The organism is Kitasatospora sp. MAA19 (assembly GCF_029894125.1).
Lineage (GTDB): Bacteria > Actinomycetota > Actinomycetes > Streptomycetales > Streptomycetaceae > Kitasatospora.
On record NZ_JARXYZ010000019.1, the window covers coordinates 35,013 to 55,712 of the forward strand.

The following is a 20,700-nucleotide window of genomic DNA, read 5'->3' on the forward strand; positions in this document are numbered from 1 at the left end:
GGCAGGTCGATGGGCGGATCGGTGGACGGATCGGCGGCGCGGCCCGGTGGCCGGGTCAGTGCGGCGGCGCGACGGGCGGCAGGTAGCCGACCTCGGCGGCCCTGGTGAGCGCGGCCGACCACCACTGCGGGGTGGCGGCGGTGAACCGGACGCCCAGCCGGTCGAGTACGGAGGTGGTGTAGGTGCTGTCCACGACGACGTTGCGCTCCTCCTGCAGGGACCACGCGGCGGCCAGCCCGGCCTCCGTCGGGTGGTCGCGCTCGGCCCGGGCGATCGCCGCCGCGAAGGTCTCGTCGTCGGTGAGCCGGACGGGGTGGCCGTGGGCGGCGAGCCAGCGCACGAGTTCGTCGTGCGGCGTCTCGTGCCGCGTCTCGACGTGGTAGGCGCCGGGCGCGGCGTACGGGTCCAGCGCGATCGCGGCGATCCCGGCGGCCACGGTGTCGACGTGGGAGAACGCGAAGGCGGTGTGCGGCCGACGCGGGGCTGCCCCGGCCAGCAGGTAACCGCGGATGAGCTGGTAGATCCGGTTGTCGCCGATGTTGGCCTGGAACGCGCCGGTGCGGCTGTGCGCGGCGATGTGTCCGCTGCGGTACAGGTAGGCGGCGCGGCCGGTGGCCGCCCAGGCGCGAACGGCCTGCTCGGCGGCGAACTTGGTCCGTTCGTACGGGGTGCGGAAGTGCTGGCCGATCCGCAGGTCGGCCTCGCTGAAGCGGCGGGGCGGGCCGTCGACGCCGCCCGCGACGGCGAGCGTGGAGACGTGGTGGACCCGGGCCGTCGGGGCGTGCTCGTCGACCCAGCCGAGCAGCCGCCGCACCGCGGTGTGGTTGGTCCGCTCCAGGTCGTCCGGCGAGGCCACCAGCCGTACGTCCGCGGCGGCGTGCACGACGATCTGCGCGCCGCGGGCCCGCGCCAGCCCGGCCCGGGACAGGCCGAGCCCCTCCCGGTCGATGTCCCCGGCGACGACCTGGGCCCGGCCGTCGTCGACGGCGGCGGCGCCCAGCCGCCGGACGGCGGCGGCGTCGTGCTCGGCCCGGACCAGGCAGGTGACCCGGGCACCCCGCTGGACGAAGGCGTCGAGCAGGTGCCGCCCCAGGTAGCCGGTGGCGCCGGTGAGCAGCACCCGGGCGGGTTCGCGCACCGTGGCCCGGGCCGCCGATGAGACGGGTGCGGCCGGTGCGGCCGGTGCCCGGGTGCCGGGGTGGAGCAGCTGGCCGGAGGTCGACAGCGGCGCCCGGACGGGCTGCGCGGACCGTGCCCCGCCTCCCGCACCAGCCCGGGTACCGGCCCCGGCCCCGGCCCCGGCGGCCACGGTCTCGGCGAAGGCGGCGACGATCCGCTCGGCGGCGGGGTGCGGCAGGCCGGGCCACCCGTAGACGAGGTCGGCGACCAGCCGGTTCTCCACGATCCGGGCGGTGAGGCGCAGGTCGTACAGCGGGTCTCCCCCGGCGCAGCGGGCCACGCCGGCCTGTTCGTCCGCGACCGTCCAGTCCAGCGCTGGCTCGTCGGGCAGCCGGAAGGTGCCGAGGAAGTTGAATCCGGCGGCGGGGCGGGGGCCGGGCCCGTCCATCGGCTGGACCGGGGCCTCGCGCAGCCGCTGCGCCGCCGCCTCGGGACCACCCGACGCCTCGACCACCAGCCGCTTGACGGCGGTGAACCAGCCGACGGTGTCGAGGAATTCGCCCGGGTCACCGGCGGTGTCCCGGCCGTGGGTCTCCACCTCGACGGCGAGGTCCGGCCGGCCGCTCCAGCCGGTCACGGCCCCGGCGAAGGCGGCCAGCAGGAAGGCCTCCAGGCCGGTCCCGCCGCCGTGGCGGCCGACCAGCCGGGCGGTGCCGTCCTCGTCGAGCGTCCAGCCGACGGCCGTCGGCTGCGTACGGACCACGGGCTCCGGCACCGGGACGAGAGGCGCCGGTACGAGAGGCGCCGGGGCGGGAGCGGCGGCGGCCCACTGGTAGAAGTCCGGGGTCGGCGGCAGGTCGGCCGGTTTCCGGTCGAGCGCCGCCCGGTAGGCGTGGGCGAGGTCGTCCAGCAGGATGCGCCAGGACAGCCCGTCGACCACCAGGTGGTGCGCGATCAGGGCGAGCCGGTCGTCGGTGCCGGGCGGTCCGGTGAACAGGTGGGCGCGCAGCAGCCGGCCGGCCAACGGGTCCATGCTGCGGTGGAGTTCGGTGCAGACCCCGGCGACGGTCTCGGCGATCGGGCCCGCCGTCCGCGGGATCCGGGAGAAGGAGAGCGGGTCGAGGTCGGCCACCGGCCGGGGTTCGCCGTAGCCGTCCGGGGAGAGGGGCCGTCGCAGCGCCGGGTGGCGTTCCAGGACGGCCGCGAGGGCGGTCGAGAGCGCGGCCGGGTCGACGGCCGTTCGGCAGCGCAGCAGAACGGACTGGTTCCAGTGCCGCAGGTCGTCGACGGACCGCTGCCGATACAACCACCTTTGGGCGGGCGCGAGTTGAACCCCACGGTCGCCGTCGCCGGTCCGCGCCGCGGGCGGCGCGGGGGCATCCGGCCCGGCGGGGGCCGTCGCAGTGGCGGCCGAGGCCAGGCCGTGCGCGGTCGGGTGCCGGTAGAAGTCGTCGTAGTGGACGCGCAGGCCCGACCGGCGCAGCAGGGCGACGGTGCGCATCGCGAGGATGGAGTCCCCGCCGAGGCCCAGCACGTCGGTGTGCGGCCCGACCGCGGGCAGGCCCAGGGCGCCCGCCCAGAACTCGGCTATCGTCCGGGCCAGCGCGAGCCCGCCCGTGGACGGCCCCGACTCCGCCCGGGCCTCGACCAGTTCGGTCACCAGCTCGGCCAGCCGCTCCCGGTCGAGCTTGCCGTTCGGCCCGACCGGGAACTCCGGCAGCGCGAGGACCGGCTGCGGCACCGAGTACCCGGGCAGCCGGTCACGCAGGTAGGAGCCGATCCCGGCCGGTTCGCCGGTTCCGCCCACCATCCGTACCGCACCGAGGAGTTGGTTCCCCACCGCGGTCTCCCTGACCAGCACGGCGGAGCGGGCCACGCCCGGGAAGCCGTCCATGGCCCGTTCGATCTCGGCGAGGTCGACCCGGTAGCCCCGGATCTTGACCTGGCGGTCCACCCGGCCGAGGAAGACCAGCTCCCCGTCCGCCCGGCGGCGACACAAGTCGCCCGTGCGGTACATGAGTTCACCGTCGTGCCGGACGAATCCGCGCGCCGTCTCGGCGGGCCGGCCGAAGTAGCCGGCGCTGACGCCCCGGCCGCCGATCAACAGCTCCCCCACCGCGCCGTCGGGCACCGGGCGGCCCTCGCCGTCCAGCACGGTGAGCCGCACCTCGCCGATCCCGGTGCCGATCGGGACGGTCGGCTCGTCGACCGGGAGCCGGCGGGCGGAGGTGGCGAGGAAGCAGGTGGCGCCGACGGTCGTCTCGGTCGGGCCGTAGTGGTTGACCAGCCGGGCGGTGGCACCGGTGTCGAGCAGGGCGGCGGCGAGCGGGCGCGGCAGTGCCTCACCGCCGAGCAGCAGGGTGTGCAGGGTCGGGGTATCGGCGGGCCGGCCCTCCAGCAGGGCGGTCAGGTGCGAGGGGGTGGTCTTGAGTACGGACACCCCGGCGCGCCGCAGGGACGCCCAGAAGGCCTCCGGGTCGCGCACCTCGCCATCCGGCACGACGTGCACCGAGCCGCCGACCGCGAGGGCGAGCAGCCAGGCGGTGTGGCCGAGGTCGGCGGCCAGCGTGGTGACGTGCGCGATGCCCGGGGCGTCGGCCGCGGTGAACCCGAGCCGGTCGGCCAGTGCCTGGGCGTAGTGCACCGCGTTGGCGTGGGTGACGACCACCGCCTTGGGCTCGCCGCTCGACCCCGAGGTGAAGGACAGGTACGCGGGGTCGTCGGCCGCACCGGGGGCGGCACCCGGCTCCGCGGCACCGGGCTCGGCAGCGGTCGGCCCGCCGGGCAGGGGCCCGGCCACCCCGTCGACGTCCACCAGCTCGGCCGGGTGGCCCGCCGGTCCCCGGAAGGCCGTCTCGGTGCTGAGCACCCGGCCGACCCGGACGGCCGCCAGCCGCCGGGCGAGGTCGGCGGCCGACCAGTCCGGATCGGCCATCACCGCCGCCGCGCCCGAGCGCAGCACGCCGTGCAGCAGCACCAGCATGCGGGCGTCCCGGGGCCCGAGCAGGGCGACCCGGTCGCCCGGGCCGGTGCCGGACGCGGCCAGCCGGGCCGCGATCCGCGCCGCCGCCGCGTCGAGGGCCCGGTAGTCGAGGGCGCGGTCGCCGTCGGTCAGGGCGGGCCGGTCCGGGTGGACCCGGGCGAGGCGCGACAGGAGCCCGGACAGCGACCGGGTGGACGGCGTCGACCGGACGTGCTGGGTCGCGGAGGTCACGCCGGCTCGTCTCCCGTCCGGGTGGCCCCGGCGGCGCGGACCGTCCGGGCCGGGCGCGGGCCCACGAGCCGGGGGTCGCCCGCGAGGAACCCGTCCAGCCCGGGCCGGTCGGGCAGGCGCCCGGCCAGTTCCCAGGCCAGCATGCGGTGCAGGCCGTCGATGTGGATCAGTCCCTCCCGGACCAGCAGGTCCGTGTAGTCGGGGTGGTCGACCGGGCCGGTGCCGAGGTAGACGGGGGTGAACGGGGCCCACCGCAGCAGCCGGAGCTTGGCCGCGCAGACCGGGTTCGCGGCGAACCAGGCGGGCCCGTCGGAGCGGATGCGCTCGGCCGCCTCGGCCACCGTCAGGCCGGCGCGGGGCACGAGCTCGCGCTCGCCGCCCTCGCTCAGGTGCCAGGGCAGGACGACGTCGAGGACGTCCGCGCGCGAGAGCCGGACCCGCCACCAGCCGCCGGGGATCCGGTCGGCGCGTTCGAGGTTCTCCTCGCCGGCCTGGTTGCTGTTCGCCTCGTGGGTGCGCTCCACCGGGTGGTCCCGCAGGTAGGCGTCGCGGACCTCGGCGTAGGCGACGGCGGTGACGATCTCCACGCGATGCTCCTCAGACGGTTCTCGTGTACTCGGTGAAGTGCCGTTCCGCGAACAGCTCCGGCCACTGGCCCGCCGCGAGGCCCAGTTCGCGGGCCCGGGCGAGCATCTGCCGCCAGTACGGCTTCACCGGGCGCCAGCGCGCCCCCACCTGGCAGTAGGACGCGTCGATGAAGTACCGGGGTCTGCCCGGGCCTTCCGGCGCGGGTCTGCGGGTGTGGAACAGCGCCGAGTTGAGCAGCACGGTGGAGCCGGCCGACAGCCGGTCGATGACCACCTCGCCGGGCAGTTCGGCGGTGCCGTGGTGGGCGAACGCCGTCTTCCCGACGGTCCGCCGGTGCGAGCCCGGCAGGACGGCCAGGCTGCCGACCTTCTCGTCCAGGCCGCCGAGGTAGTGCAGTGCGTGGATCATCAGCAGCGACGGGTCGGAGCGGTCGTTGGGCTCGCAGTCGTGGTGCCAGGACTTGCCGGGGATGCCCGGGGCCTGGCGGTCGCTGTGCAGGTGGTGGAAGACGAAGGACGGCCCCATCAGGTGGGACAGCGTCCGTAACAGCGCCGGGTGGGTGAGGAGTTCGCCGTGGGCCGGCAGTTCCAGCTCCAGCAGCGGGGGCGGGCCGTACCGGGCGGGATCGGTGCAGGCGGCTATCGACCGGGCCCGCAGGCCGTCGTCCACCCACCGGTCCACCTCGGGGACGAGTCTGGCCCCGAGCGGTTCCGGCACCAGACCGGGCAGGACCAGGTACCCGGACTCCAGGAACTGGCGGCGCTGCTCGGTGTCCAGGGCGTCACGGTCCAGGGCGTCACGCCCTCCGGAAGTCGGCGTCAACGAACCGGCCCCCTCCTTCAGGACGACGGGACGCACAGCCGGGCGCGGACGCACAGCCGGGCACGGCTGATCGGACCGGGACGGGTTCAAGGAAACGCACGGGATCATCCAGACGTCGGGTGGCGCCGGATTCGTCCATCGCGCCACAGCTGACACTCGTTCACCACGGAGGGGCATGAAGTGATCACGCAAGGTGGTTCCGGTAGGGAGTATGAACCGGCGTTCGCGTTCACGACAAGACCACGGCCGACTCCCGGACACCTTCCCGCCACCATGGCGTTCAGCTCCGGCCACCAGTCGACACGCGCCCCACCGGACACTCGGGGCCGGTTTCGCCCCGGTGATTCGCCGCCGGAACAGCGGATGCGGCACAGTGACGTCATGAGCGAGCAGAGTCATGCGAGCGCCGGACGGACCCTCGCGACCAGACGCCGTCCGGTCCAGCAGCGCAGCCAGGAGCGGTACGGCCGGATCCTCGACGCCTGCGCCGGGCTGCTCGACGAGGTCGGCGCCACCGCGCTCACCACCAAGGAGGTCGCCCAGCGCGCCCGGGTGCCGATCGGCACCTTGTACCAGTTCTTCGCCGGCAAGGAGGACCTGCTCGCCGCCCTCGCCACCCGCAACCTCGACCAGTACCTCCAGCGGCTCGACCACCGGCTCGCGGCCGACGCACCGGTCGGCCCGGCCCGGTTCACCGACCTCGCGGTGGACGAGTTCGTGGCGATGAAGCGCGCGGTGCCCGGCTTCGGCCAGGTCGACTTCGGACTCGCCGACGTGGCCGCCCCCACCGGCCTCCGGGACGACCGGCACCTGCTCGACGCGGGCGTGGACAACAACACCGCCGTCGCACTGCGCCTGCAGGCCCTCGGCGGCGAGGTGTTCGCGACGGGCGATCCGGCGGCGTTCACCCTCGCCCTGCGGGTGGCCCTGGAGGCCGCCGACGCGGTGCTCAAGCTGGCCTTCCGGGGGAGTCCGGAGGGCGATCCGGCGCTGATCGCCGAGTGCAAGCGGCTGCTCCGCTCCTACCTCGTGGAGCAGCCGCCCGCCGGCTGAGGCCGCTCCGGTGCCCCCGCCGGGGCCCGGCACCACCCGCCCCGCACCTCCCGTCCCGCATCTCCCGTCCGCCCGAGCCGTTGCGAGCCCGCCGCCGTCGCAGCACAGTGGAGAGCAGCGGAAAGCGGACGGCCGCGGAGGCGGCCGCCACGACCCGAGGAGCAGACGATGCACGCAGCGGTAGGTGACCAGCTCCACATCCACAGCAAGTCGGTGGGCATGGTGGACCAGAAGGGCGAGATCGTCGAGGTGCGCGGCGTGGACGGCGAACCGCCGTACATGGTCCGCTTCGAGGACGGCCACGAGGGTCTGATCTATCCCGGCCCCGACTGCAACATCGAACACCGCACGGCGAAGCGCTGACCGACGCCCCCACCGCCCCGCATCCCACCGGGACGAGGTGGTGAGGAGCGGTGTCCGCCCCCACGACCCCGCTGCCCGGGGCCCTCGCCGGGCTCGCGCCCTTGCTGGACCACTACGGGTACCTCGCGGTGGCGCTGCTCGTGCTGCTCGACAACTGCGGCATCCCGGTGCCCGGGCAGACCATCCTGGTGCTGGCCTCGGTCTACGCCGGCACCGGACACCTGGACTTCGCCGCCGTCGTCCTGATCGCCTTCGCCGCCGCCGCGCTCGGCAACAGTCTCGGCTACCTGATCGGCCACACCGGCGGGCGCGCCTTCGTCCACCGCTGGGGCCGCTACGTGCTGCTCACCCCGGCCCGGATGGAACGCGCGGACGGCTTCTTCGCCCGGCACGGCGGGGAGGTCGTCACGGTCGCCCGCTTCGTGGACGGGCTGCGCCAGGCCAACGGCATCATCGCCGGGACGACGGAGATGCCCTGGCGCCGGTTCCAGCCGTTCAACCTGCTCGGCGCCGCGCTGTGGACGGGTGTCTGGGCGACCTTCGGCTACCTGGCCGGGGCGAACATCGGCACCGTCTACCGGACGGCCATCCGCTACCAGCTCTGGTTCGCGGTCGGCCTCGGGCTGGTGGTCGCGGCCCTCCTGCTCCGGCAGGTGCTGCGCTACCGACGCCGGAGCCGCACGGACCCGGGCTCCGACGCCGGCTCCGACGCCGACGCCGGCTCCAGCTCCGGCTCCGGCACGGATGCCGAAAGCGACCCCGACCCCGACGCCCGGTAGCGCGGCTCAGCGCAGCGGGAACACCTCGAACGGCACCGCGAACCGCACCCCGAGCCGGCTGCCCGCACCCCGCCCGAAGCCCTCCAGGAACTCGCGGGCGTCCGCCATCGCCCCACCGAGCCCGGCCAGGTACGCCTTGTGCTCCTCCAGCGAGGCCACCCCCAGGTCGAAGTGCTCGGTGGTGTCCACCGCGTGCCTCGACTCCGGCGAGGCCGCCGCCCACACCTGCCGCACCCCGTTCCACGGCTCGTGGCCCTCGGCCAGCAGCTCCCGGAACACCCACCGGTTGCCGGCGTCCCGCGCCGCGTCCAGGGCGGCCCGCCCGACCGCGATGTGGTCGGCCTGGTTGGGGAACGTCCCGCCGTACGTCTCCCGGAAGTTGCTGGTGATCACCACGTCCGGCCGGTGCCGGCGCACCGCCCGGGCGATGTCCCGGCGCAGCGGCAGCCCGTACTCCACCACGCCGTCCGGGTGCCCGAGGAACTCGACGGTGTCCACCCCGACCACGCGCGCCGAGGCGATCTGCTCCGCCTCCCGCAGCGGCCCGCACTCCTCGGGGCTCATCGAGTCGATCCCGGCCTCACCGCTGGTGACCATCACGTAGACGACCTTCTTGCCCTGCGCCGTCCACCGCGCGACGGCCGCGGCGCCGCCGTACTCCATGTCGTCCGGGTGCGCGACGACGGCCAGCGCGGTCTGCCAGTCCTCGTCGACGGGCAGGTACGGCTCGGGGGCCTGCTCACTCATGGTGCTCTCGCCTCTCAGTGCGGCTCACAGTCATACGGTCATACCGCACGCGACTCTAGAAGACCCTCGACGCCGACACACCGTCACACACCGCCCCGACCGGCGGGCTTGCCCCTGACGCACGGGTCAGGGGGTCGGGGGGAGCGGACGCTCAGGAAGCGTCCGGGGCGAGCCGGCCGTCGAGCGGCTCGGTGCGGGGCTGCGCCGCGGGCCAGCCGATCCGGGTCGCGCAGAGCGAGACGATCGCGGCGGAGGCGGCGACGGCGGCCATGCCCCACACCAGGCTGGTGGCGTCGGCGATGAAGCCGATCACCGCGGGCCCGGCGAGCAGCCCGGTGGTGCCCATCGCGGCGACCAGGGAGAGCGCGTCGGCGCCCCGGCGGGCCGCGGCGACGTAGACGCACGGGGTGACCGCCGCGACGCCGAGGCCGACGCAGGCGAAGCCGAGCAGGGTCGGCACGACGCCGCCGACGAGCAGGGCGAGGGCCAGCCCGGCGCCGGCCAGCAGGCTGCCGGCCCGGACGATCCGGCCGTCGCCGAAGCGGGTGCGCCAGCCGTCCGCGAAGATCCGGGCGAGCACCATCATCACCGAGACGACCGCGATGCCCATCGGGGCGAGCCCGGCGCCGGCGTGGACGACGTCCTTGAGGTAGAGCGCGGACCAGTCGTTCATGGCGCCCTCGGTGACGGTGCCGAACACCATCGCCAGGCCCATCCACAGGGTCGCCGCGGCGGGGAGGACGAACCGGCGGCGGTCCTTTCTCGACGCCGGGGCCTCCTGCGCCGTGGCCTGCCCCTCGTCCGTCAGCAGTCCGGGCCGGGCGACCACGACCAGCACCGCGAGCAGCGCGGCGGCCACTCCGAAGTGGACCACCATCGTGCCGGTGACGGCGGTGACGCCGGAGGCGAGCAGCGCGGCGAACAGCGAGCCGGCGCTGAAGGTGGCGTGCAGGCGGGACATGGTGGTCCGCTCGTAGCGGGCCTCCAGTGCCGCGCCCTGGGCGTTCATCGCGACGTTCAGGCAGCCGACGGCGACGCCGTCGCAGAACAGCACCAGCAGGGTGACCGGGTAGTCGGGCACCACGGACAGCGCGAGCAGGACGCCGCCGAGGGCGAGCGCGGAGACCACCGCCAGCAGGCGGGAGCCGAACCGCCGCATCAAGACGGCGACCAGCGGGAAGGACACCGCCGCGCCGACCCCGCAGGTCATCAGCAGCAGGCCGATCTGGGCCTCGCCGAGGTCGAGCCCGGTCTTCAGCGCGGGGATCCGGGAGACCCAGGTCGCGTACTGGAAGCCGAGCAGGAAGAACAGTGCGGCGATGGCCAGTTGGGACCGGCGGAAGTCGTCGCGAACGGGGGACATGTGCATCAGCCCACTTCGGCTCTGGGTGGGAACCCGAGGGACGGGTCGGTGGAGGGGGTCGGCGACCAGGCCGGGGCCGCAGCCGGGGCCGGGACCGCAGCGGAGGCGGCGGCCGGGCTCAGCGGCATCGCCATGTAGACCGCCTCGGGGCCGTAGCTCGCGGGCAGTCCGATCTCGGGGCGGGCCCGGTAGCCCAGCGGGGCCCAGAGCACCTGCGAGCCGCGGACGGCCACCAGGGAGAGGGTCCGGTAGCCGCCCGCACGGGCGGTCTCCTCCAGGTGGCGCAGCATCCCGCGGGCCAGTCCGCGGCCGCGCAGCTCCTCGGAGACGACCACGTCGTGGACGTGCAGGTTGGTGGCGCGGACGCCGCCGGCCTCGGACCGGCTGAGGTCCGGGCACCGGAACAGCGGGTAGGGCAGGGCCAGCAGGTAGCCGCCGAAGCCGCCGGCGTGCTCCAGGACGAAGCAGGTGTCGGGCGAGGCGCGGTGGCGCGAGCGCAGCGCCTCGCGGCCCTCGGACAGGCCGCTGGCCGCGTAGGCGCGCTCCTCCAGCGCGACCACGCCGTCCCAGTCGTCCTCCCGGAGCAGCCGGATCCGGATGCCGGTCATCTACGCGGCACCTCCGTCCGAGCCGCCGGTCCCGCCGATGCAGGTGTACGGCAGCGGCTCGAAGCCGTTGAACCCCCGGGTGGTGTAGGCGGTGGCGTACGCACCGCAGGAGTGGATCCAGACCGGCTCGCCGGAGGCGATCGCGCGCGGGACCCGGACCAGGCCGTCCTCCGGGGCGTACGCGTCGTCGCTGTCGCAGGTCGGCCCGGCGACGACGGCGTTGACGAACTGGCCGCCGGGGTGGGTGGGGAATTCGAGCCGGTACTGGAGCTCGTCCATCTCGTACAGGCCGTTGAACTTCCCGCAGCTCAGGTAGAGCCAGTCCTCGCGGGTGCCGTCGAGCTGGCGGCGGGAGGAGAGCCGGGCGACGTGGGCGCGGATGGCGCCGTGGTCGGCGACCAGGTGACGGCCGGGTTCCAGCAGGAACTCCAGCGGCGCGGCGTTGACGGTGCGCAGCCGCTCCATGCCGTCGCGGATGACCGCGAACATCTTGTCCAGCGGCGGGTCGAGCGGGCGGCCGTGCCGGTCGAGGACCCCGAGGGCGGGCAGGCCGCCGCCGAGGTTGATCCGCTCCAGGGTGATGCCGCGCCAGTTGAGCGCTTCCAGGACGGCGGCGAGCGACTCCACGGCGGCGCCCCAGGCCTCGGCGGTCATCTGCTGGGAGCCGACGTGCACGGAGAGTCCGGACGGGGTGAGGCCGGCCGCGCGGGCCGCGTCCAGGACGCGCAGGGCGTCCTCGGGCGAGCAGCCGAACTTGCGGCTCAGGCCCCACAGGGCGCCGTCGCCGGTGGTGGCGACCCGGCAGAACACCCGGGCGCCGGGGGCGTGTTCGGCGATCGCGGCGACGTCCTCCAGGCTGTCGGTGGCGAAGTCGCGCACGCCCAGCCGGTAGGCCTGCGCGATGTTGCGGTCGGACTTGATGGTGTTGCCGTAGTGGATCCGGTCCGGGCTCACCCCGGTGCGCAGCGCCTGGTCGATCTCCTGCGGGCTGGCCGCGTCGAAGCCGGAGCCGAGCGCGGCGAGGTGGTCGAGCACCTCGTCCACCGGGCAGGCCTTCATCGCGAACCGGACGGCGACGCCCGGCAGTTCGCCGATCAGGGCGGCGTACTGGCGCTCGATGCCGTCGAGGTCGTAGATGATCCGGTCGTCGGTGGCGGCGGCGAGGGCGGCGCGGATCGCCGTCCGGTCGTACGCGGCCGGGGCCGGCGCGATGCCGGTGTGCGCAGTGCTGTGGTGTGCGGTGGTGTGGTGCGCCGGGGCGCGGTGGGCGGTGGTCTGACGTATCACGAATGGCTCCCGGTGCGGCTACCGCGGCAGCCGGTCGGCGGGGGTGGCCTTGCTCGCCCGCATGAGCGGGCCCCACGCGTCGATCAGCAGCGCGAAGTCCTCGATGTCCGCCTGCGCCTCGTCGAGCAGACGCGCCCGCTGGGGCGCCAGGTGGTCGGCGAACTCGGCGTACTTCCCGCCGAGTTGCCGGTAACAGTGGTCCAGTGCGGCGAGCCGCCGGTGGTTCTCCGCACGGTCCGTCGCGGCGCTGCGGCGGGCCGAGTCGGCGATGACGTCGGGGCGGACGTGGTGCGCCTCGTCGAGGAGGGCGCCGCCGGCCGCCTCCATCTCGAAGTAGACCGGGTACAGGTAGAGCATGGAGAGCAGGAACTTGGCGTAGCGCAGCTGGTAGGCGGTGAAGCCGGGGCCGGTACGCCGTTCCGGGGTGTAGTAGTTGACGATGTGGCGGTTGTGCACCACGCCGGGCAGGGTGGCGTCGCGGACGAGGTGCAGCAGGAAGTAGTCGCTGCCGATGGTGGCGGTGGCGGGCGGCAGCGGGACGCGGTCGTAGACCTCGTGGTCCAGCGCGACGTTGCACATGTCGATCCGCCAGATGTCGGGCAGGTCGAGCACGGCCCGGTCGGCGGTGAACGGGTCGGTGCCGCCGCCGGTGAAGGACTCGGCGACGAGTTCGCGCCGGTCCTCCTCGCTGGCGCCGGTGGGCGCCCAGAGGGCGACCACCTGGTGGTAGGCGTCCGGGTCGAGCTCGCGGATCTCGCCGATGTCGACGGAGAGTTCACCGACGAAGGAGCCGCCGACCAGGGCGACGGGCTTGTCGGCGTGCACCGGGTCGAGGGTGTCCTCGGTGACGGCGGCGGCCGCGTCGGCGGCCTTGAGCCCGAGCGTGGCGAGCTCGTGCTCGATCGGGAACACCGCTTCGCCGTCGAGCAGTTGGTAGGCGCTGTCGGAATCGCGGCGGTGCACGGAGTCGCAGCCGAGCGCGCCGGCGAGCAGGAACGCCCGGTTGGTGCAGGCGCCGTAGGAGACGGCGTCGGGGAGCATCAGGTCGAGCAGCTTGTCGGGCCCGGCGGCCCCGGAGCGCTCGATCACGTCGCGCAGGAAGGTGCGCTGGGCGGCCTCGTCGAGGTGGTGGACGACCACCTGCCCGGGGTCCACCTGCCCGGCGACCACCTGCCCGGGGTCCACCTGCCCCGCGGCCATCTGCCCGGCGGCGGGCAGGGCCACCGCGGACAGGGCGGCGACGGCCTCGGCGTGCCGCTCGAACGCGGCGGGATCGGCGGAGTCCAGGATCAGCAGGTGCACCCGGACACCGAACCGCCGTGCGGCGTAGGCGGCTTCGGCGCCGATCGCGGCGATGGTGGCCGCGCACTCGCGGTTGGTGGGCAGGGTCAGGCAGACGGCGCGCATTCCGGCTCCCCTGTGGACTCGGCTGGCTTGCGGTCGGCGAGCTTGTGGTCGGCGGGCTTGTGGTCGGCGGGCTTGTGGTCGGCGAACTCCCGGCCGCCCCAGGAGCGCAGGCCGAGCAGCCGCTCGCCGAGCTCGGTGAGTTCGGCGGGCCCGTAGCGCAGCGACTCGTGGCGGGTCGCGTCGCCGACCAGGGTGCGGTTCCAGTCCGGGGTGGCGAGGGTGCGCCAGGACTCCACCCGGGAGCGGCGCATCTGCTCGGCCTCCTCCAGCGCGGGCATCATCGACAGGTACTGCACGGCGCGCACGCCGCTCTCGGAGGTGTTGCGGGCGACGCCGTGGGCGAGCAGGCCGTTCCAGATCAGCAGGTCGCCGGCCTTCAACTCGGGCCGCACCACCGGGAACTCGGTGCGGTCGACGTCCGGGCGGATCGGGTCGCGGTCGGCCGGCTGGGCGGCCTGCCACTCGTTGAAGCGGCGGAACAGCTCCGGGTTGCACTGGAAGCCGCCGTGGTCGGGGTGGGTGTCGTCGAGCGCGATGATGCCCTGGACGCGCTGGGGCAGCATGCCCTGGACGGTGTCGACGTCCCAGTGCAGTTCGATGTCGAAGCCCTTGTCGGTGGGCTCGATGAGCGCGCGGTCGCGGTTGCGGATGTTCGGCGGGTTGAGGTTGAGCCGGTCGAGGGTGACCCAGAGCTCCGCACAGTCCCAGACGTCGACGAAGGCGTCGTAGACCCGCCGGGCCTGCCGGCTGTCCCAGATCAGCTGGTGGTGGTAGGCCTCGACGAAGCCGTAGATGTGCAGGTGCTGGTCGAGTTCGTCGCGGTAGTCGCGCTCGCGGTACCAGTCCTCGGGGCGGTCGGGTGACAGGCCCTGGAAGTCCCAGGCGAAGTCGAGCAGGCGGCGCGCGGCCTCGGCCGGGACGGCCTCCTTGACCACGATGTAGCCGTAGGTCTGCCAGAAGGCGTAGTCCTCCTCGGAGAGCACCCGCAGCGGGTGCGTCTTGCGGACCTCGCGCAGTGCCGTCCGCGCGAGGTAGCTCTCCCCGTCCTCGCTGAAGTAGGGGCGCTCCGAGGCGGCTCGGTGCAGATATCCGTCAGGGCTCGGCATGGGCAGTCACTCCATGGTTCGTAGTCGGCGCAGCGCTTCCTGGACGCACAAAGCGGGCACAGCGAGCCGATGGCCCGTCACTCGCCGTATGCGGAATTCGGCCCGCGGACCGCACGCTGGTCCGCATACGCTCCGTACCGCCCGGACCCCGCCCACGGGGTTCCGCCACGTCAGAGGGCCAACTCGCCCGTCCGGCAAGGACTCTCACCCTGCCTCAGCCTTTGCCGAACCGCGCTCCCCATACGTTGGACTAGACCAACTAATGGTGTCAACCCTCGACGGCCGGTTACCAATAGGGAAATCCGCGCAGTTCAGGCGCCCCTTGGGGTTCGCTTTATGTTTCGGAGGCTGACATAACCACCCGGGTATGTTTCGGTAATTGACATAAACCCGACGTGAACCAGAACGGCCTCCCGACCGCTGCACACCGCCGTCAAGCGGGCCGCGATCCGGGGCGGGTCGTACGTTGGGCCTGTGACACGCCGCCCCGGAGCCGTCCGGCTCGCCCCGCCCAGCTGGCTGACCGAGAGCCTGCGGCCCAAGGCCGCGCCGATCCCGTGGGCGGCGGTGGCCCGGGCCTCGGTGGCGCTCGCCGCGCCGCTCGCCGTCGGCACCGCCACCGGGCGGCCCGGGTACGGCGCGCTGGTGTCGATGGGCGCACTGTCCGGGGTCATCGGGGACACCGCGGACGCGTACCGGATGCGGGTGTTCAACATCGCCGTGCCGCAGCTGTTCGGCTCGCTCGGGGTCCTGCTCGGCACCCTCGTGTACGGAGCCGGCTGGACGGCCGTCGCCGTGCTGACCGCCGTCGCACTGGTCTCCGGCATGATCTCCTCGATCGGCGCGGTCGCCTCGGTGTCCGGACTGCTCCTGCTCCTCGACGCGGTGGTCGGCGCCGGCCTGCCGCTGCCCTCCCCCTGGTGGCTGCCGTCCTGCCTGCTGCTGCTCGGCGGCCTGGTGGTGCTCGGCCTCACCCTGCTCGCCTGGCCGCTGCGCGGCGGGACGCCGGAACGCTCCGCAGTGGCCGGCACCTACCGGGCGGTCGCCGCCTTCCTGGAGGCCACCGGCACCCCCGGGTACGACGGCAGGCGGCAGGCGCTCACCCAGTCGCTGAACCAGTCCTACGACCTCCTGCTCGCCCGCCGCACCCGCCGGCACGGCCGCTCCCCCGCCCTGGTGCGGCTGCTCGCCCAACTCAACGCCGTCGTCCCGGTGGTGGAGGCCGCCTCGGCGGCACAGCTGCGCCCGCGCGAGTACGGCCCGCTGCCGCCCGCCTACCCCGCGGCGGTGCGCGAACTCGCCGAGGCCGTCGGGCAAGGGCGCACCGGGCCGGCCCCGCCGCCCTGGCTGCCCGACCCGGCCGGGCCGTCCACCCGCGCCCTGGTGGAGGCGATCGGCCACGCCTGGGCCGTCGCGCACGAGGCCGCGCCGGACCCGTACGCCACCGCCGACCGGCTCGGCCGGCCCGCCGCGCTGCAGGTCCGCGCCCGCCGGGCCGCCCACGCGCTGCTGCTGTCCGGCGCGTCCTGGCGCTACGGGCTGCGGCTGGCGCTGTGCATCGGCGCCGCCCAGATCCTGGTGTCGGTGATCGCGGTGCCCCGCTCGTACTGGGTGTCGCTCACCGTCACCTTCGTGATGAAGCCCGACTTCGGCTCGGTGTTCTCCCGGGCGGTGCTGCGCGCGCTCGGCACCGCCGCCGGGCTGCTGATCGCCGCCCCCGTGCTGGCCGAGGTGCCGCACGGCTGGTGGGACGTACCGGTGATGGCGGCGCTGGCGACGCTCATCCCGGCGCTGTCGGCGAAGGGGTACGCGTTCCAGACCGCGGCCATCACCCCGGTGATCCTGCTGCTCTCCGACCTGCTCAACCACCAGGGCTTCCACCTGGCGCTGCCCCGGCTGTACGACTCACTGGTCGGCTGCGGCATCTCGCTGCTGGCCGGCTACCTGCTGTGGCCGGAGTCCTGGCACACCCGGATCGGGGAACGGCTGGCCGACGCCGTCGCGGACACCGCCACGTACGTCTCGCTGGCCTTCACCACCGGGCCCGGCATCGACCAGCCGGCCCGCGCCCGGTGCCGGCGGCGGCTCTACCGGGACCTGTCCGCCGTGCGCAGCGAGTTCCAGCGAGCGCTCACCGAGCCGCCACCGGTGGGGGCCCGGGCCGAGGCCTGGTGGCCGCTGGTGATCGCGGTCGAGCGGATCGTGGACACCACGACCGCCACCCGGGTCCGGGTGGAGCACGGCGCGCCGGCACCGTCCCCGGCCGAGGTCGGTGCCCTGACCCGGGAGCTGACCGACCTGGCCGAGGCGCTGCGCAGCCGCAGACCGCTGCCCGAGGCCGAGCCGGACGGCGTCTCCCCCGACTGCGCGCTGGCCCGGCTGCACCACGAGGTGCGGGCGGCGCGGGCGGTGCTGTCGGGCTGAGGGCCGCCCTGGCCCCCCGCCGGTCCCGGTTCCGGTCAGTCCTGGATCCGCCGCCAGGGCCGGTCCGCCTCCAGCTCGAAGGCCAGCTCCAGCAACAGCCGCTCCTGGCCGTGCGCGGCCGAGAGGTGGACGCCGATCGGCAGGCCGCTCGGCGCGGCGCCGGTGGGCAGGGCGATGCCGGGCCCACCGGTCACGTTGTTGACCGGGGTGAAGGCCACGTAGCGCCGCAGCCGCTCGATCAGCTCGTCGAAGGCCACGTTGGGGCTCAGGTGGCCGATCGGCGGGGCGGTGTGGGCGAGCACCGGGGAGAGGATCACGTCGTGGGTGCGGAAGACGCCCGCGTACGCGGCCTCGGCGCGGCGCAGCCGACGCAGGACGGCCGGGGTGCGCAGGAACTCCCGCTGGTACAGCCGCCGCAGCCCGGTGGTCAGGCCGTCCAGCCGGTTGATCCGGAAGCTGCGGTCCAGCATCAGCCGGCCACTGAGCGCGATGGCGAGGGCGATGTAGCCCCAGTACAGGACGAAGTCGCGGGAGAACTCCTCGCCGAACGGCAGGGTGGTCTCCTCCACGTGGTGGCCGAGCGCCGACAGCCGGGCGGCGGTCTCCACGACGGCCGCACGGGTGGGTTCGTCGGTGGTGGCTGTCGGCGAGTCCGTCACCAGTCCGATCCGCAGCCTGCGCCGCCCCGGGCCCTCGACCAGGCCGAGCGGGGGCAGCCGGGGGTTGCGGTGGTGGCGCTCGGCGGCGGCGAAGAAGGCGGCGGTGTCGCGGACCGAGCGGGTCAGCACGCCGTCGGTGACGAGGTCGATCGGCAGCTTGCCGCCCTGGGCGTTGGAGACCAGGCGGCCCCGGGTGGGCTTGAGGCCGACCAGCCCGCAGCAGGCCGCCGGGATGCGGATCGACCCGCCGCCGTCGTTGGCGTGCGCGATCGGCACCACTCCGGCGGCCACCAGTGCGGCCGAGCCGCCGGAGGAGGCGCCGGCCGAGTGCGAGGGCTTCCAGGGGTTGCGCACCGGCTGGGCGGTGGCGAACTCGGTGGAGGCGTTGAGGCCGAACTCGGGCAGCCGGGTCTTGCCGAGGACGGCCAGGCCGGTGGCGAGGAACTGGTCGGTGAAGCGGGCGTTGCGCCGGGCCGGGCGGGCCCGGAAGGCCTCGCTGCCCATGGTGGTCGGCAGCCCGCGCAGGTCGACGTTGTCCTTGAGGAAGGTGGGGACGCCGTACAGCGGGCCGTCGGCGCCGCCCGGGCCCAGCCGCGGCCGGTCGTAGGAGGCGTGGGCGACGGGGGTGAGCGTCCCGTCGATCTGGGCGGCGCGGGCGGCGGCGGCCGCGGCCAGCTCCGCGGGGGCCACCTCTCCGGCGCGGACGAGGGCGGCCAGCGCCACGGCGTCGTGCTCGCCGAGTGCGTCGTCGGTGAAACCGTGGGCCCGCTCGTCGGTCATCCGAACTCCCCATTCCCTACTGACCGGTAGTCTCGCAAGAGCTTCGCAGTGTAGGGGCGGGGCGGCGCCCGGGGATACCCCCCGTCGCCCCGGAAACCCAGCCGCGGACCCCGGGCTCCGACGGCGCACGGGCGTTCGGCCTGCGCCCCCGCGTTCACCCCGCCCGCCGGTCGCAGATCGTTTCGCCGACGGCCTCCGGGAAAGATCGGGAGCGCGAACCATTCCGGTCCTCCCCTCCACCCCAAGGTGACGCCCGTGCCCACCCAGTACACCTCGGCCACCGCCCCCGGCGCCCTCCCCCTGCTCGGCCACGCCCCCGCCTTCCTCCGCCGCCCGCTCGCTTTCGTCGCCGGACTGCCCGCCCACGGCGACCTGGTCCGGCTGCGGCTCGGCCCGCTGGACGCGTACGTCGCCTGCCACCCCGAGCTGGTCCGCCGACTGCTCACCGAGGACCGCACCTACGACAAGGGCGGGATCGTCCTCGACAAGGCCCGCGAGGTCTTCGGCCACGGCCTGGCCACCTGCCCCGCCGCCGCGCACCGGCGCCAACGCCGTATGCTGCAGCCCGCGTTCCACCGTGACCGGCTGCCCGGCTACGCCGCGATGATGGCCGAGGAGATCGCCGGCACCACCGCCACCTGGCGCGACGGCGACGTGGTCGACGTCCCCACCGCGATGTACCGCCTCACCACCGCGGTGACGGCCCGCTGCCTGTTCGCCGCCCACGAGCGGGCCGGGTCGCTTCCCGTCCACGCCAGCATGGACACCATCGCCCGCGGCGTCGGCCGGCGCGTCATGCTGCCGCTGCCCGGCACCGACCGCATTCCCACCCCGGAGAACCGCCGCTTCCGCCGCGCCCGGCAGGACCTGCAGGAGATCACCCGGCGGCTGATCGCCGACTACCGCGCCGCCGGCACCGACCACCACGACCTGCTGTCCATGCTGCTCAGCGCCCGCGACGAGGACGGGCAGGGGCTCTCCGACGCCGAGATCCACGACCAGGTGGTCACCTTCCTGCTCGCCGGCATGGAGGCCACCGCCGCCACCCTCTCCTGGGCCTGGACCCTGCTCGCCACCAACCCGGCCCTCCGCGACCGCTTGCACAGCGAACTGGACACCGTGCTCGACGGCCGCCCCGCCCGCCACGAGGACCTGCCCGCGCTGCCGCTCACCGCCCGCGTGGTCGCCGAGACGCTGCGGCTCTACCCTCCGTCCTGGATCCTCAGCCGCACCGTCGCCGCCGACGCCGAACTCGGCGGCCACCGCGTCCCGGCCGGCGCCACCATCCTGTACAGCCCCTACCTGCTGCACCGCCGGGCCGACGTGTTCACCTGCCCCGACCGCTTCGACCCGGACCGCTGGCTCACCACCGCCCGCCCCGTGCCCGGCACCTACGCCCCCTTCGGCCTCGGCGCCCGCCGCTGCATCGGCGACGCCTTCGGCACCACCGAGGCCGTCCTCGCCATCGCCACCATCGCCGCCCGCTGGACCGTCATCCCCACCCCCGGCCGCCGGATCCGCCCGGCCCGTAGCGCCTCGCTGTCCCCGCGCCCCTTCACGGCCACCCTCGCCCGCCGGGCGCGCTGAAACTCCAGGCGTACGTTCCGGCGTCCAGGAACACCCGCCGCGCGACGCACTGCCGCTGCCGGCGTCACCGGCGCCGGCAGCGGCACCAACTGGCCGTATCCCTGCCCGGATTCACGTTCGGTCGCGGCCGACGCCGCCCCGGCCGCCGGGCCGGAGGCCGCCGTTCCGATCCCGGACCCCTGGGATGCCGCCCGGGTCAGCGGTCCTTGGACCGGTCGGCCGCCAGTGTGGTGAGCAGGCGCTCGATGGTGTCCAGCCGACGCCGCAGGTCCTCCACGTCGCCGCGGGTGGCGCCCTGCTCGTCGGGCTTGAGGGTGATCACCAGCTGACCGTCGGGCTCCAAGCGGCCGACCGCGACGTCCCGGATGGTGTCGCCGTTCTGGACGCGGACGGCGTGCTCGATCTCGGAGGCCCGCAGCGCCAGCCCACGCAGCGCGCCCGGGACCAGCGCGCCGTCGCGCACCACGGTGGTCGGCGTGCCCTCCAACAACCGTGCGGCCCGCGGGTCGTGGGCCAGCCAGCGGGTGACGGCGGAGTTCACCGCGATCAGCGTGACCGCGCCGATGGCACCGCCGAGCAGGCTGTTGTCATTGCCGATGATCGCGTTCTGCACCACGTTGGACAGCAGGAAGACGACCACCATGTCGAAGGTGTTCAACCCCGCCAACCCGCGCTTACCCGCGACCCGGAACAGCAGCAGGATCAACGCGTAGACCGCGATCGTCCGGAGGATCTTCTCCACGATCGGAATCTGGACGATCACCAGGTCGTGCCACATGGCCCGCTCCTTCAAC

The 20,700-nt window shown here is 74.6% G+C and carries 16 protein-coding genes; 5 read left to right on the forward strand and 11 right to left on the reverse strand.

Annotated features, from left to right (window positions below; all coding sequences use genetic code 11):
• Positions 1 to 55: 55 nt before the first annotated feature.
• The 3 genes from P3T27_RS25885 to P3T27_RS25895 are packed head-to-tail and all read right to left on the reverse strand — an operon-like array spanning position 56 to position 5,743.
• A complete protein-coding gene (locus P3T27_RS25885) occupies positions 56 to 4,333 on the reverse strand; it encodes an amino acid adenylation domain-containing protein (RefSeq protein WP_280682543.1) in 4,278 nt (1,425 codons plus the stop codon).
• Entirely contained in the window at positions 4,330 to 4,920 is a 591-nt protein-coding gene (locus P3T27_RS25890; protein ID WP_280682545.1) for a DUF6309 family protein, read from the reverse strand. The genes P3T27_RS25885 and P3T27_RS25890 overlap by 4 nt, the downstream gene beginning before the upstream one ends.
• Positions 4,921 to 4,930: 10 nt before the next feature.
• Positions 4,931 to 5,743: a phytanoyl-CoA dioxygenase family protein gene (locus P3T27_RS25895; protein WP_280682546.1), complete on the reverse strand. Its 813-nt coding sequence runs from the start codon at positions 5,741 to 5,743 to the stop codon at positions 4,931 to 4,933.
• A gap of 381 nt (positions 5,744 to 6,124) precedes the next feature.
• Between P3T27_RS25895 and P3T27_RS25900 the strand changes: the two genes are divergently transcribed.
• The 3 genes from P3T27_RS25900 (at position 6,125) to P3T27_RS25910 (ending at position 7,938) form a co-directional block, all read left to right on the forward strand.
• A complete protein-coding gene (locus P3T27_RS25900; protein WP_280682548.1) occupies positions 6,125 to 6,796 on the forward strand; it encodes a TetR family transcriptional regulator in 672 nt (223 codons plus the stop codon).
• Between the two features lie 168 nt (positions 6,797 to 6,964).
• The gene (locus P3T27_RS25905; RefSeq protein ID WP_280682550.1) at positions 6,965 to 7,159 is read left to right on the forward strand and encodes a DUF1918 domain-containing protein; all 195 of its coding nucleotides are present in this window, start codon (positions 6,965 to 6,967) and stop codon (positions 7,157 to 7,159) included.
• Between the two features lie 50 nt (positions 7,160 to 7,209).
• Positions 7,210 to 7,938 (forward strand): DedA family protein, encoded by a 729-nt coding sequence (locus P3T27_RS25910; protein ID WP_280682553.1) that lies wholly within the window; start codon positions 7,210 to 7,212, stop codon positions 7,936 to 7,938.
• A gap of 6 nt (positions 7,939 to 7,944) precedes the next feature.
• On the opposite strand, the gene P3T27_RS25915 is transcribed toward P3T27_RS25910, so the two are convergent.
• From P3T27_RS25915 to P3T27_RS25940, 6 genes are all read right to left on the reverse strand, one after another.
• On the reverse strand, positions 7,945 to 8,685 hold the full coding sequence (locus tag P3T27_RS25915) for a PIG-L family deacetylase (protein WP_280682555.1): 741 nt from the start codon (positions 8,683 to 8,685) through the stop codon (positions 7,945 to 7,947).
• 151 nt (positions 8,686 to 8,836) lie between these two features.
• A complete protein-coding gene (locus tag P3T27_RS25920; RefSeq protein WP_280682557.1) occupies positions 8,837 to 10,048 on the reverse strand; it encodes an MFS transporter in 1,212 nt (403 codons plus the stop codon).
• 5 nt (positions 10,049 to 10,053) lie between these two features.
• Positions 10,054 to 10,656, reverse strand: coding sequence for a GNAT family N-acetyltransferase (locus tag P3T27_RS25925; RefSeq protein WP_280682559.1), 603 nt, complete (start codon positions 10,654 to 10,656; stop codon positions 10,054 to 10,056).
• Entirely contained in the window at positions 10,657 to 11,832 is a 1,176-nt protein-coding gene (locus P3T27_RS25930; RefSeq protein ID WP_280682726.1) for a type III PLP-dependent enzyme, read from the reverse strand.
• Between the two features lie 129 nt (positions 11,833 to 11,961).
• On the reverse strand, positions 11,962 to 13,350 hold the full coding sequence (locus P3T27_RS25935) for a DUF6271 family protein (protein WP_280682561.1): 1,389 nt from the start codon (positions 13,348 to 13,350) through the stop codon (positions 11,962 to 11,964).
• A complete protein-coding gene (locus tag P3T27_RS25940; RefSeq protein WP_280682563.1) occupies positions 13,332 to 14,456 on the reverse strand; it encodes a YbiU family protein in 1,125 nt (374 codons plus the stop codon). The genes P3T27_RS25935 and P3T27_RS25940 overlap by 19 nt, the downstream gene beginning before the upstream one ends.
• Before the next feature lie 474 nt (positions 14,457 to 14,930).
• Here P3T27_RS25940 and P3T27_RS25945 point away from each other — a divergent pair, with 474 nt between their 5' ends.
• On the forward strand, positions 14,931 to 16,880 hold the full coding sequence (locus tag P3T27_RS25945; protein WP_280682565.1) for an FUSC family protein: 1,950 nt from the start codon (positions 14,931 to 14,933) through the stop codon (positions 16,878 to 16,880).
• A 35-nt stretch (positions 16,881 to 16,915) separates the two neighbouring features.
• On the opposite strand, the gene P3T27_RS25950 is transcribed toward P3T27_RS25945, so the two are convergent.
• Positions 16,916 to 18,319, reverse strand: a complete 1,404-nt coding sequence (locus P3T27_RS25950) for an amidase (RefSeq protein ID WP_280682567.1) — start codon at positions 18,317 to 18,319, stop codon at positions 16,916 to 16,918.
• Between the two features lie 255 nt (positions 18,320 to 18,574).
• Between P3T27_RS25950 and P3T27_RS25955 the strand changes: the two genes are divergently transcribed.
• Positions 18,575 to 19,906 carry a cytochrome P450 gene (locus P3T27_RS25955; RefSeq protein ID WP_280682569.1) on the forward strand — a complete coding sequence of 444 codons (1,332 nt, stop codon included), beginning with the start codon at positions 18,575 to 18,577 and terminating at the stop codon, positions 19,904 to 19,906.
• A gap of 196 nt (positions 19,907 to 20,102) precedes the next feature.
• On the opposite strand, the gene P3T27_RS25960 is transcribed toward P3T27_RS25955, so the two are convergent.
• A complete protein-coding gene (locus tag P3T27_RS25960; RefSeq protein ID WP_280682571.1) occupies positions 20,103 to 20,684 on the reverse strand; it encodes a YetF domain-containing protein in 582 nt (193 codons plus the stop codon).
• Positions 20,685 to 20,700: the final 16 nt, after the last annotated feature.

Coding starts and splice junctions, on each gene's coding strand:
- P3T27_RS25960 (WP_280682571.1), bottom strand. CDS start 20,684: ATGTGGCACGACCTGGTGATCGTCCAGATTCCGATCGTGGAGAAGATC.
- P3T27_RS25915 (WP_280682555.1), bottom strand. CDS start 8,685: ATGAGTGAGCAGGCCCCCGAGCCGTACCTGCCCGTCGACGAGGACTGG.
- P3T27_RS25905 (WP_280682550.1), top strand. CDS start 6,965: ATGCACGCAGCGGTAGGTGACCAGCTCCACATCCACAGCAAGTCGGTG.
- P3T27_RS25940 (WP_280682563.1), bottom strand. CDS start 14,456: ATGCCGAGCCCTGACGGATATCTGCACCGAGCCGCCTCGGAGCGCCCC.
- P3T27_RS25925 (WP_280682559.1), bottom strand. CDS start 10,656: ATGACCGGCATCCGGATCCGGCTGCTCCGGGAGGACGACTGGGACGGC.
- P3T27_RS25935 (WP_280682561.1), bottom strand. CDS start 13,350: ATGCGCGCCGTCTGCCTGACCCTGCCCACCAACCGCGAGTGCGCGGCC.
- P3T27_RS25920 (WP_280682557.1), bottom strand. CDS start 10,048: ATGTCCCCCGTTCGCGACGACTTCCGCCGGTCCCAACTGGCCATCGCC.
- P3T27_RS25900 (WP_280682548.1), top strand. CDS start 6,125: ATGAGCGAGCAGAGTCATGCGAGCGCCGGACGGACCCTCGCGACCAGA.
- P3T27_RS25950 (WP_280682567.1), bottom strand. CDS start 18,319: ATGACCGACGAGCGGGCCCACGGTTTCACCGACGACGCACTCGGCGAG.